Origin of the sequence: Gemmobacter caeni, from assembly GCF_003054195.1 — a bacterium.
In the GTDB taxonomy this organism is placed as follows: Bacteria; Pseudomonadota; Alphaproteobacteria; order Rhodobacterales; family Rhodobacteraceae; genus Gemmobacter; species Gemmobacter caeni.
On the sequence record NZ_QBKP01000001.1, the window covers coordinates 328,751 to 340,686 of the forward strand.

At 67.9% G+C, this 11,936-nt stretch carries 13 protein-coding genes; 10 read left to right on the plus strand and 3 right to left on the minus strand.

Annotation, left to right across the window (positions count from 1 at the left end; translation table 11 throughout):
* Positions 1-10: 10 nt before the first annotated feature.
* Genes thiC through C8N34_RS01555 form a run of 10 tightly spaced genes read left to right on the plus strand, consistent with a single transcriptional unit; the run spans position 11 to position 9,042 of the window.
* The gene (thiC, locus tag C8N34_RS01510; RefSeq protein ID WP_108127072.1) at positions 11-1,795 is read left to right on the plus strand and encodes a phosphomethylpyrimidine synthase ThiC; all 1,785 of its coding nucleotides are present in this window, start codon (positions 11-13) and stop codon (positions 1,793-1,795) included.
* Positions 1,792-2,721 carry an FAD-dependent oxidoreductase gene (locus C8N34_RS01515; RefSeq protein ID WP_108127074.1) on the plus strand — a complete coding sequence of 310 codons (930 nt, stop codon included), beginning with the start codon at positions 1,792-1,794 and terminating at the stop codon, positions 2,719-2,721. Before thiC ends, C8N34_RS01515 begins: the two co-directional genes overlap by 4 nt.
* Positions 2,711-2,908 carry a sulfur carrier protein ThiS gene (thiS, locus tag C8N34_RS01520; protein WP_108127076.1) on the plus strand — a complete coding sequence of 66 codons (198 nt, stop codon included), beginning with the start codon at positions 2,711-2,713 and terminating at the stop codon, positions 2,906-2,908. The genes C8N34_RS01515 and thiS overlap by 11 nt, the downstream gene beginning before the upstream one ends.
* A gap of 3 nt (positions 2,909-2,911) precedes the next feature.
* The gene (locus tag C8N34_RS01525) at positions 2,912-3,670 is read left to right on the plus strand and encodes a thiazole synthase (RefSeq protein WP_054301669.1); all 759 of its coding nucleotides are present in this window, start codon (positions 2,912-2,914) and stop codon (positions 3,668-3,670) included.
* Entirely contained in the window at positions 3,667-4,278 is a 612-nt protein-coding gene (locus tag C8N34_RS01530) for a thiamine phosphate synthase (protein ID WP_108127078.1), read from the plus strand. The genes C8N34_RS01525 and C8N34_RS01530 overlap by 4 nt, the downstream gene beginning before the upstream one ends.
* On the plus strand, positions 4,275-5,183 hold the full coding sequence (locus tag C8N34_RS01535; protein WP_108127080.1) for a HesA/MoeB/ThiF family protein: 909 nt from the start codon (positions 4,275-4,277) through the stop codon (positions 5,181-5,183). The genes C8N34_RS01530 and C8N34_RS01535 overlap by 4 nt, the downstream gene beginning before the upstream one ends.
* Positions 5,180-5,920 (plus strand): bifunctional hydroxymethylpyrimidine kinase/phosphomethylpyrimidine kinase, encoded by a 741-nt coding sequence (locus C8N34_RS01540; RefSeq protein ID WP_108127082.1) that lies wholly within the window; start codon positions 5,180-5,182, stop codon positions 5,918-5,920. The genes C8N34_RS01535 and C8N34_RS01540 overlap by 4 nt, the downstream gene beginning before the upstream one ends.
* 24 nt (positions 5,921-5,944) lie before the next feature.
* Positions 5,945-6,709: a 5-oxoprolinase subunit B family protein gene (locus C8N34_RS01545; protein WP_108127084.1), complete on the plus strand. Its 765-nt coding sequence runs from the start codon at positions 5,945-5,947 to the stop codon at positions 6,707-6,709.
* Positions 6,706-7,752, plus strand: coding sequence for a 5-oxoprolinase subunit C family protein (locus tag C8N34_RS01550; RefSeq protein WP_108127086.1), 1,047 nt, complete (start codon positions 6,706-6,708; stop codon positions 7,750-7,752). Before C8N34_RS01545 ends, C8N34_RS01550 begins: the two co-directional genes overlap by 4 nt.
* Before the next feature lie 54 nt (positions 7,753-7,806).
* On the plus strand, positions 7,807-9,042 hold the full coding sequence (locus tag C8N34_RS01555; protein ID WP_108127436.1) for an AGE family epimerase/isomerase: 1,236 nt from the start codon (positions 7,807-7,809) through the stop codon (positions 9,040-9,042).
* A 9-nt stretch (positions 9,043-9,051) separates the two neighbouring features.
* Here C8N34_RS01555 and mltG read toward each other — a convergent pair whose 3' ends face one another.
* The 3 genes from mltG to C8N34_RS01570 all read right to left on the minus strand — a co-directional run bounded on the left by mltG (position 9,052) and on the right by C8N34_RS01570 (position 11,915).
* Positions 9,052-10,230, minus strand: coding sequence for an endolytic transglycosylase MltG (gene mltG / locus C8N34_RS01560; RefSeq protein WP_108127088.1), 1,179 nt, complete (start codon positions 10,228-10,230; stop codon positions 9,052-9,054).
* Positions 10,230-11,492, minus strand: a complete 1,263-nt coding sequence (gene fabF / locus C8N34_RS01565) for a beta-ketoacyl-ACP synthase II (protein WP_108127090.1) — start codon at positions 11,490-11,492, stop codon at positions 10,230-10,232. Before fabF ends, mltG begins: the two co-directional genes overlap by 1 nt.
* Before the next feature lie 183 nt (positions 11,493-11,675).
* The gene (locus C8N34_RS01570; RefSeq protein WP_054301661.1) at positions 11,676-11,915 is read right to left on the minus strand and encodes a hypothetical protein; all 240 of its coding nucleotides are present in this window, start codon (positions 11,913-11,915) and stop codon (positions 11,676-11,678) included.
* Between the last annotated feature and the right edge of the window lie 21 nt (positions 11,916-11,936).

Consider the following 11,936-nt stretch of genomic DNA (forward strand, 5'->3'; position numbering starts at 1 on the left):
GGAGACCACAATGAAAGACACGATCCCCGCCATCACCACCGGCGCCCTGCCCGCCTCGCGCAAGGTCTATGTCACCGGCGCGACGCATGACATCCGCGTGCCGCTGCGCGAGATCGGCATTTCCAACGAGGCACCGCTGACCGTCTATGACAGCTCCGGCCCCTATACCGATCCGGCGGCGCAGATCGACATTGCGCAGGGCCTGCCCGATGTGCGCGGTGGCTGGTTGCAGGCGCGTGGCGATGTGGAAAGCTACACGGGCCGCGCGGTGACGGAAGCCGACAACGGCTTTGCCACCGGCGCGCGGCTGACGCCCGCCTTCCCCGTGCAGCGTGCGCCCCTGCGCGCCACGGGCGACCGGGCGGTCACGCAGCTTGCCTATGCCCGCGCGGGCATCATCACGCCCGAGATGGAATTCGTCGCCCTGCGCGAGAACGAGGGGCGCAGCGCCGCCGTCACGCGCGACGGTGAAAGCTTCGGCGCCACGCTGCCCGATCTGGTGACGCCCGAATTTGTGCGCGCCGAAATCGCTGCGGGCCGCGCCATCATCCCTGCCAATATCAATCACCGCGAGTTGGAGCCGATGATCATCGGCCGCAACTTCAGGGTGAAGATCAACGCCAATATCGGCAATTCCGCCGTCACCTCCTCGATGGAGGAGGAGGTGGAAAAAATGGTCTGGGCGATCCGCTGGGGCGCCGACACGGTGATGGACCTCTCCACGGGCCGCAACATCCACAATATCCGCGACTGGATCATCCGCAACGCCCCGGTGCCGATCGGCACGGTCCCGCTGTATCAGGCGCTGGAGAAGGTGGGCGGCGTGGCCGAAGATCTGACGTGGGAGATTTTCCGCGACACGCTGATCGAACAAGCGGAACAGGGCGTGGATTACTTCACCATCCACGCAGGCGTGCGGCTGCACATGATCCCGATGACGGCGAAACGGGTCACCGGGATCGTTTCGCGTGGCGGGTCGATCATGGCGAAATGGTGCCTGCATCACCACCGCGAAAGTTTCCTCTACGAGCATTTCGAGGAAATCTGCGATATCTGCCGCCGCTATGACGTGTCATTCAGCCTGGGCGACGGGCTGCGCCCCGGCTCCATCGCCGATGCCAATGACGAGGCCCAGTTTGCAGAGCTGCGGACACTGGGCGAATTGACCAAAATCGCCTGGGCAAAGGACTGTCAGGTGATGATCGAAGGCCCCGGCCATGTGCCGATGCACAAGATCAAGGCCAATATGGACGAGCAGCTGAAACATTGCCACGAGGCGCCGTTCTACACGCTCGGGCCGCTGACCACCGATATTGCGCCGGGCTACGACCATATCACCAGCGCCATCGGCGCGGCGATGATCGGCTGGTTCGGCACGGCGATGCTGTGTTACGTCACGCCGAAGGAACACCTTGGCCTGCCCGACCGCGATGATGTGAAAACCGGGGTCATCACCTACAAGCTGGCCGCCCATGCCGCCGATCTGGCCAAAGGCCATCCGGGGGCGCAACGGCGCGACGATGCACTGAGCCGGGCGCGGTTCGAGTTCCGCTGGCAGGATCAGTTCAATCTTGGTCTCGACCCCGATACCGCGCGCGAGATGCATGATGAAACCATGCCCGCCGAAGCGCACAAGGTCGCGCATTTCTGTTCGATGTGCGGCCCGAAGTTCTGTTCGATGCGGATTTCGCACGACATCCGCGCCGAGGCCGAAAAACAGCAGGGCATGGCCGCGATGGCCGAGAAGTTCCGCGAGGCGGGGCAGCTTTACATCCCGGCGGAGCCTGCGGAATGATTTCGGTCCTTGGTGCGGGGGTGGCGGGGCTTTGTGCCGCCACCGCCTTGAGCGAGGCGGGGCTGGCGGTCGAGGTCATCACCCCGCCCGGCGCTCCGCCGCCGGTGTCGCGGCTGGCGGGCGGGATGCTCGCCCCGTTCTGCGAAGGTGAAAGCGCGCCGGAAACCGTGGTCACACGCGGTCGCGCGGCGGTGGACTGGTGGGCGGGGCATGTGCCCGGCGTGGTCCGGCGTGGCACGCTGGTGCTGGCTGCACCGCGCGACGGGGCAGAGCTTGACCGCTTCGCCCGCGCGACCACCGGCCACCGACCGGCCGATCCCGGCGCGCTGGAACCTGATCTGGCGGGCCGCTTCACGCGCAGTCTGTTTTACGCAGAGGAAGCGCATCTGGACCCTGTCGTCGCGCTGGCCTCTCTGATCGAGGGCCTGAACGGGCGGGGCGTTGCATTCCGGAGCGGACCGCCCCGTGGCCGCATCGTTGATTGCCGCGGCATGTCTGCCACCCTGCAAGGCCTGCGCGCAGTGCGAGGTGAAATGCTGGAGGTCAGCGCCCCCGGTGCCGCACTGTCGCGCACCGTGCGGCTGCTGCATCCGCGCTTTCCCTGCTACATCGTGCCGCGCGGACAGGACCGCTACATGATCGGCGCCACCATGGTGGAAAGCGCCGACCCCGGCCCGATCACCGCCCGTGCAGTGATGGAGCTGCTGTCCGCCGCCTGGAACGTCCACCCCGGCTTTGCCGACGCGCAGATCCTTGCCACCGGCACCGGCCTGCGCCCCGCCTTCCCCGACAATATTCCCGCCATCCACCAAAGCGGCGGGCACATCCACATCAACGGCATGTATCGCCATGGTTTCCTCATGGCTCCCGCGCTGGCGATGGATCTGGCCCGCCTGCTGACCAAGGAACCCGCCCATGCAGATTGACCTTAACGGAACCCCCGTCGTCACCCGCGCCACCACCCTTGCCGCCCTGATCACTGAGCAGGGCTTTGACGCCGCCTCGGTTGCCACCGCGCTGGACGGGCAGTTCGTCCCCCGACAGGCGCGGGCGGCAACCAGCCTTCACCCCGGCGCCAGGATCGAGGTTCTGGCCCCGATGCAGGGGGGCTGAGTCATGTTCTATGGCATCGACCTGCCCGGCCGCCTGATGCTGGGCACCGCGCAATACCCCTCGCCCGCCATCCTGCGCGACGCCATCGCAGCATCGGGGGCCGGGGTCATCACCGTCTCGCTGCGGCGCGAGGGGCAAGGCGGCGGCGCCTTCCGCCAGATCCTGCGCGACAGCGGCTGTCGCATCCTGCCCAATACCGCCGGGTGCCACACCGCACGCGAAGCGATCACCACCGCCCATATGGCGCGCGAACTGTTCGGCACCGACTGGATCAAGCTGGAGGTCATCGGCCATGCCGATACGCTGCAACCCGATCCCTTCGCGCTGGTCGAGGCGGCGCGGGTGCTTTGCGCCGAGGGCTTCAGGGTCTTTCCCTACACGACCGAGGATCTGATCGTGGGCGAACGTCTGCTGGAGGCCGGATGCCGCGTGCTGATGCCCTGGGGGGCACCCATCGGCTCGGGCCAGGGGCTGCGGCATGTCGAGGCGCTGCGCACGATGCGGGCGCATTTCCCCGAAGTGCCGCTGGTGATTGATGCGGGGATCGGCGCGCCTTCGCAGGCCATGGCGGCGATGGAGATGGGTTTTGACGCGGTGCTTCTGAACACCGCCGTCGCCCGCGCGCTGGACCCGGTGGAAATGGCCCGCGCTTTCGGGCAGGCGGTCAGCGCCGGACGGCTGGCCTACAGGGCCGGGCTGATGCCCCGGCGCGACATGGCGGTCGCCTCCACTCCGGTTTTCGGTCAGGCGGTGCTGGCATGATACGGCCCGACCCCTTTTACCTGATCGTGGGCGATGCCGGGCTGCTGGAGAGGCTGGTGCCACTGGGGGTGCGGCTGGTGCAACTGCGCGTGAAAGACCGGCCGGAGCCGGATCTGCGCGCCCAGATCCTGCGCGCGAAAGCCTGCTGTGCTGCCCATGGCACCCAGCTTGTGATCAACGATCACTGGCAGATCGCCCTGTCGCTGGGCTGTGATTTTGTCCATCTGGGGCAAGAGGATATGGACAGTGCCGATTTTCAGGCCCTGCGTCGCGCCGGGGTGCGCTATGGCCTTTCGACCCATGATCCCGCCGAACTCGACCGCGCCCTGGCCGCTGAACCGGCCTATGTGGCTCTGGGTCCGGTCTGGCCCACCTTGCTGAAGAAAATGAAATGGGGGCCGCAGGGGCTGGACCGTGTGGCGGAATGGGCGCGGCGGGCGGGCGATGTGCCGCTGGTCGGAATCGGCGGGCTGGTGCCCGAACGCCTGCCCGGCCTGTTCGCCGCAGGCGCCGCCAGTGCCGCCGTGGTGACTGACATCGCCCAGGCCAAAGACCCCGAGGCGCGCTGCCGCGACTGGATCGCGGCGACCGAAAGGTATCGGCAATGAACCGCTACATCCGGCAAAGCTGCCTGCCCGAGGTGGGCGCCGGGGGTCAGGCGCGGCTGGCGCAGGCACGGGTTCTGGTCGCCGGGGCGGGCGGACTGGGGTCCGCCCTCCTGCCACTGCTGGCGGGTGCGGGCGTCGGGCATCTGGTGATCTGCGATCCCGACCGGGTGGAGGAACACAATCTCCACCGCCAGACCTTGTACCGTATGACCGATATCGGCGCGCCGAAAGCCGAGGCCGCCGTGCGGCATCTGGCAGCGCTGAACCCCGATTGTGAGGCGCGGCCCGTCCTGGCCCGGCTGGACCCGGAAACCACGCCCGGGGCGCTTGCGGCGGCCGATCTCGTGCTGGACGCGGCCGATAATTTCGCCACCAGCTACGCGCTGTCGGACCTGTGCCGCGCGGCGGGCAAACCGCTCGTCAGCGCCTCGGTTCTGGGGCGACAGGGCTATGTCGGCGGTTTCTGTGGCCCGGCACCCGGCCTGCGCGCCGTCTTCCCCGACCCGCCGCCCCGCGCCGCCACCTGTGCCACCGCCGGGGTGATGGGCCCTGCCGTGGCGACGCTGGGTGCCATGCAGGCCCAGATGGCGCTTTCGGTGCTGCTGGGACACAGGCCGTCACCGCTTGGCCTGATGCTCAGCGTCGATTTCGCGGAATGGCGGGTGGCACAGTTCCGCTTCGACGAGGCCGCAGACCCGCCGCCCAGCCCCAGGGTCATTGCCCCCGGCATGATCCGCCCCGGGGATCTGAGTATCGACCTGCGCAGTCAGGAGGCCCCCGCGACCGTGCCCCATGACCGCCGAGTCGTCTTCCTTTGCGCCAGCGGGCTCAGGGCATGGCGGGCGGCACGCTCGCTGGCCGACCGGGGACATGCCGATGTCGCCATCTGCGCGGTCGGGCCATGAGGCCGCGCGTCCTGTGCATCGGCGGCAGCGATTCCGGCGGCGGCGCCGGGCTGGCGCGCGACATTGCCACCGCCACCGGCATGGGTGCTCATGCCTGCATCGCCGTCACCGCCGTCACCGCCCAGACCGATGCCGGGGTGCTGGCAAGTCATCCGGTGCCGCCTGAAACCGTCGCAGCGCAGATCCGCGCGGCGGGCCGGGTAGATGCAGTGAAAATCGGCATGCTGGTCAGTGCCGCCATTGTCGAAGCGGTGGCGGCGGCCCTGCCGCAGGCGCCAGTGGTTCTGGACCCGGTGCTGGCCTCCAGTTCAGGCCACCCACTGCTGGACCCGCAGGGCGTCGCCGCCCTGCTGCGCTTGCTGCTGCCGCGCGTCACACTGCTGACACCGAACCTGCCGGAATTGCAGGCCCTGACCACGCCGGGACTGGAGGCCGCGCAGGTGCAGACCCTGCGGGATCGGGGCTGCGCGGCGGTTCTGGTCAAGGGCGGCCATGCCGAAACGGCAGATTGCGAGGACCGGCTTTATGCGGCGCGGCGCGGTCCGCATTGCTATTCCGGTCCCCGTTATCCCGCCTCCCTGCGTGGCACCGGCTGCACCCTGGCCAGCGCCATCGCGGTGGCACTGGCGCGTGGCGAGCCGCTGCCCCGCGCCATCGGGACCGCGCGCGACGTGCTGCGGGCACGGTTCACGGAGGCCGCAAGCGTTGACAAGCCGCCGCCGAACCCCGATCCATGACGGGGTGCCGACAAGGCGGGGCAGATGGACAGCGGATCGCAGCGTGACAAGACGCCCGACGGAGGGCCGGAAGTTCTGCCCCTTGGCAGTACCGCATTGCTGCTGCGCTTTGGCCTGTCCGTCACGCCATCGGCCACCGCCGCCGTTCAGGTGCTGCACGACATGCTGGACCACGCTGACCTGCCAGGCGTGACCGAAATCCTGCCAAGCCTCGCCTCGGTCATGCTGCGCTTCGATCCAGCGAAAGTGACACGCGCCGATCTGGCGGCCCGACTGGCCACGTTGACAGAGGCGCGCGACTGGCACGCGGCCACTCCCCGACCCGCCACGCGCCGTTGGCAGGTGCCGGTGGCCTTTGGCGGGGTGCATGGCCCGATGCTGGAGGAAGCCGCCGCCCTTGCCGGTGTCAGCCCCGAAGCGGCGGTGCGGCAGATCGCGGAAACCGAGTTACGGGTGCTGGCCATCGGCTTTGCCCCCGGACAGCCCTATCTGGGCCTGCTGCCCGAGACCTGGAACCTGCCGCGCCTGTCGGACCTTGCGCCGCAGGTGCCACAGGGGGCGGTGACGGTGGCGGTGCGCCAGATCGTGCTGTTCGCCAATGCCTCGCCGACCGGCTGGCGCCAGATCGGCCGCGCGGCCTTCCGCCCCTTCCGCCCCGAGACTCGTGACCCGGCCCCCCTGCGCGCGGGCGACGCATTGCGGCTGGTCCCCTGTTCCGGCGATGAACTGGAGGCGCTGCTGCGCGCGGGCGATCCCGATGGCGGCGCACGCTGTCAGGTGCAGGCATGAGTGGCGCGCTGATCCTGCATCGCGCCGGGCCGGGGCTGACCGTGCAGGACATGGGTCGCCCCGGTCTGGCCCGGCTGGGCCTGTCGCGCGGGGGCGCCGCCGATCGGCTGGCGCTGCTGGAGGCCACGGCCCTGCTGGGCCTGCGCGCGCCCGTCGCCGCGCTGGAGATGCCCGCACTGGGCGGCAGTTTCGAGGTGACGCGACCGACCCGCATCGCGCTGACGGGTGCGCCGATGCGGGCCGATCTGGACGGCAGCGCGCTGCGCTGGTCCGCCAGCCATCTGATCCTGCCGGGTCAGCGTCTGACCATCAGCGCGGCGACCTCAGGGGTTTATGGCTATCTCACCCCGGCGGGCGGCATTCTGGGCCCCGAATGGCAGGGCAGCCGTGCGGCGCATCTGGTGGCGGGGATCGGCGCGACACTGGCGGCGGGCGACCGGCTGCCGCTGGGTGATGACCCCGCGCCTGACGAACCGGCACAGTTTCTGCCGGTCGAAGATCGCTTCACCGGCGGCCTGCTGCGCTGGATCGACGGGCCGCAGACCGCCCTGTTCCCCGAGGCAACCCGCGCGCGCTTTGCCGCCACGCCCTTCCACCGCGCCCCCACCGGCAACCGGCAGGGCATCCGGCTGGATTGCGACGGCCCGCCCTTTGCCGCCGATCTGCCGAAAACCGGCCTCGCCTCCGAGTTCATCCTGCCCGGCGACATCCAGATGACCGGCGACGGGCGACCCTATATCCTGTTGTCGGAATGCCAGACCATCGGCGGCTATCCCCGGATCGGAACCGTCCTGCCCGCCGATCTGCCCCGTGCAGCCCAGGCCGCCCCCGGTGCGGTGCTGCGTTTTCAGCGGGTGACGCTGGCCGAGGCCGATGCACTGGCCCGCCCCCGTGCCGCGCGTCTGGCCAGCCTGCGCGCCGCCTGCCGCCCCCTGCGCCGCGATCCGCGCGACATGCCGGACCTGCTGTCCTATCAGTTGATCAGCGGCGTGACGGCGGGCGACGATCTGGACCCGCCCACCCCTCTGCCCGACTTGGCGTAACCTCGCAGTTAGCGTAAACATGGCGCGCCGGAGAGGACCGGCATGGAGGAACGCATGACCGACACGCCGCTCGCCAGCCCCGCCGCCCCCCGCTGGATCGACGATCCGCAACATCGCGACTGGCTGGCCGCCGAGGCGCGGCGGCAATTCGCTTTCTTTCGTGCCAGCCCACGCAAGGACGGCGGCTTTCACGTTCTGGCCCATGACGGCACACCGCTGCCGGGTGAGGTGCAGGAACTGCATACCACGACGCGGCTGGTACATTCCTACGCTCTGGGCCATCGCGCCGGGGTGGCGGGATGCGAGGCTATCATCGACGCGGGCATGGCTTACCTCTGGTCGCATCACCGCGACGCGGATCATGGCGGCTATCTCTGGTCGCTGGACGGCGCCCCGCCCTGCGACACACGCAAGCTCGCCTATGGTCATGTTTTCGTTCTGCTGGCCGGGGCCAGTGCCCGGCTTGCAGGCCACCCCGATGCCGACCGGCTGATCGACGATGCGACCGCCGTGCTGGACCGGCATTACTGGGAAGACGGCGTGGGCCTGTTTGCCGACGAATGGAACCGCGACTGGGCGCCGTTTTCTGCCTATCGTGGCATGAATGCCAATATGCACGGGGTCGAGGCGCTGCTGGCAGCTTACGAGGCGACGGGGCGCGAGGTCTATCTGACCCGCGCGGGCCGGATTCTGGATTTCTTTCTGAACCGCATCGCCCCTGCCGAAGGCTGGCGCCTGCCCGAACATTACACTGAAAACTGGCAGATCGACCGTGCCTATTCCGGCAACCCGATGTTCCGCCCCGCAGGCACCACCCCCGGCCATTCGTTTGAACTGGGCCGGCTGATGCTGCAACACTGGGATCTGGCGGACCGTCCCAACAACGGCGCCCCGGCAACGGCGCGCCGGGTGATCGAACAGGCGCTGGCCGACGGCTGGGATGTAGAAAAGGGCGGTATCTTCTACACGCTTCAGTTCGGCGGCGCGCCTGCCATCCGTGACCGCTACTGGTGGCCAGTGACCGAAGCCATTGGTGCCTTGTCATCGCTGATCAAGCTGGGCGGCACCGAAGACGACGAGGCATGGTATCGCCGCCTCTGGCAGTTCGCCGATGCGCATTTCATCGACCATGCGCAGGGCGGCTGGTTCCCGGAAATCGACGCGGAAGGCCAGCCTACGGTGACGCAGTTCCACGGCAAGCCCGACATCTATCACTCGGTGCAGGCGGCCTTGCTGCCGCTGTCGCCGGGCGTTTCGCGGCTGGCCGAAACCCTGCCGCAGATCGGATAGCGCAGGGCCTTACTGGCCCTGCACCCCGCCTTCATTCGCCTGACCACGCTCCGCCTCGATGGCGCGCCAGCGCGCCACATTGGCGTTATGTTCCTCCAGCGTGGCCGCAAAGGCGTGACCGCCGCTGCCATCCGCCACGAAGAACAGATAGTCGCTTTGCGCCGGGTTCAGCGCGGCCTCGATGCTCAGCCGTCCCGGATTGGCGATGGGGGTCGGCGGCAGCCCTTCGATGACATAGGTGTTGTAGGGCGTGGCGCGACGCAACTCGCTTTGCCGCAGGCCCCGGCCCAGCACCCCCTCACCCTTGGTGATGCCATAGATCACCGTCGGGTCGGTTTGCAGCCGCATCCCCTTGTTCAGCCGGTTCACGAAGACACTGGCGACCAGCGGGCGTTCATCGGCGATGCCGGTTTCCTTTTCCACGATGGAGGCCATAACCATGGCCTGTTCCTTCGTGTCATAAGGCAGATCGCCCGCGCGCGAGGCCCAGAGATCATCCATGATCCGGGTCTGCTTGTCCTGCATCTGCACCAGCAGCGCCGCGCGCGAGGCGCCCTTGTCCACCTCATAGGCATCGGGGGCAAGCGTGCCCTCGGGCGGCACGGCTTCGATATTGCCGTCCAGGAAATCGGCGCGCTTCAGGCTGTCGACCACCTGCCAGCTGGTCACGCCTTCCGCCAGCGTGATCTGCCAGCGCAGATCGCCCGCCGCCACCGCATACACATATTCCTGCGGCGCGGCATCGGTCGCGGGGGCGAATTTGGCCACCTCGACATAGCGGTTGGTCCCGGCATCCAGTTCGCGCAGAATGATTTCCGCCTTGGCGACGCCGATACGGTAATTCACCTCGCGCCCGCAGGTCGAGGCGCCCCCTGCCGTCACCAGATCAAGGATCTGTGCCATCGACGCCCCTTCGGGCACCAGATAGGAGCCGAATTTCAAGCCCTTGGCCTTGCCGGAATAATCTGCACCGATGCGGAAGATCCGCGCGTCACTGACCGCGCCCTGCGCTTCGAGATTGCGGCTCACCTCGCTCAGCGACGAGCCACGCTCCACCTTCAGGCAGATCGGCTGCGCCAGCGGGCCGGGGCCGTTGAATTCCTGCCGTCCCCAGGCCAGAACCCCGGCGACGGCAATCAGCAACACGATGAACAGGGTCAGCGCGTTGGAGGCGACAGACCGCCACATCAGCCGCGCACCTTGCCCAGAACGAGGCTCGCATTGGTGCCACCGAAGCCAAAGCTGTTCGACAGCGCCACGTCGATCTTGCGCTTCACCGCCTTGTTCGGCGCAAGATCAAGCTTCGGCTGGATCGCCGGATTGTCGAGGTTGATCGTCGGCGGCGCCACCTGATCGCGGATCGCCAGCACGCAGAAGATCGCCTCGACCGCGCCCGCCGCGCCAAGAAGATGCCCGATGCTCGACTTGGTCGAAGACATCGTGGCCTTCGCCGCCGCATCGCCCATCAGCCGCTCCACAGCGCCCAGTTCGATCGTATCGGCCATGGTCGAGGTGCCATGCGCGTTGATGTAATCCACCTGGTTCGGCGAGATCCCGGCACGGGCCAGCGCCGCGCTCATGCTGCGGAAACCGCCATCGCCATCTTCCGACGGCGCGGTGATGTGATAGGCGTCGCCCGACAGGCCGTAGCCCAGCACCTCGGCATAGATCTTCGCGCCGCGCGCCTTCGCGTGTTCGTATTCCTCCAGCACGACGACGCCCGCGCCCTCGCCCATCACGAAACCGTCGCGGTCTGCGTCATAGGGGCGGCTGGCCTTCTCCGGCTCCTCGGCCCGCTTGGTCGACAGCGCCTTGCAGGCGTTGAAGCCCGCGATCCCGATTTCCGAGATCGGGCTTTCCGCCCCGCCCGCCACCATCACATCGGCATCGCCCCACATGATGAGCCGCGCCGCATCGCCAATGGCATGGGCGCCGGTGGAACAGGCGGTCACGACCGCATGGTTCGGCCCTTTGAAGCCGAAGCGAATGGACACCTGACCCGAGATCAGGTTGATCAGCGAACCGGGGATGAAGAAGGGCGAAACCCGCTTCGGCCCCTTTTCCTTGATCAGCACCGCGGTGTCGGCAATCGTCGACAGCCCGCCGATGCCCGAACCGATCATCACGCCGGTGCGCAGGCGGCTTTCCTCGTCCTCAGGCTCCCATCCGGCATCTTTCACCGCCTGAACGGCGGCGGCCATGCCATAGAGGATGAAATCATCGACCTTGCGACGCTCTTTCGGCTCCATCCAGTCATCGGGGTTGAACGTGCCGTTGCTGCCGTCGCCCAGCGGAATTTCGCAGGCATATTTCGTCACCACATTGCTGGCATCGAAGCGCTTGATCGGACCCGCGCCCGATTGCCCGTCCAGCAGCCGTTTCCAGGTCTCCTCCACCCCGCAAGCCAGCGGCGTGACCATTCCAAGACCCGTGACAACAACGCGACGCATCCGATCTTCCTTCTCGCAACGCCCGTGACAGGGCAAGACCTTGCGAAGCTAGATACACGCGGCATCCGCAGCGCGCAACATGGGGCCTCCGGGCGCGGCCGGGCTTTGCCGGAGGGGCGGTGCGGATGAGGAAGCGGATGGGACGCGCGCCCCAAAGGCCGGGACGCTCAACGTGGGTGAGGCTCAGGCCTTGCGGGTCTCGATCCGGTAGCTGCCTTCCGGCAGATCCAGCGCAGCGGCAAGGTCGCGCAACTGCACCATGGACAGCGTGATGACCATGGGTTCCTGCGTGACGGGATGCACCTGTTCCAGTGTGATGCAGTCGTCGAAAGCCGAAATGGTGATGTCTTCCTGCAACCCCTCATGCCCCTCGTCAATGAGGGTGATCACGGTCGCGTCGAATTCGTGCTCGATGGTAAACATGACCTCAGGCTAGCAGGCCCG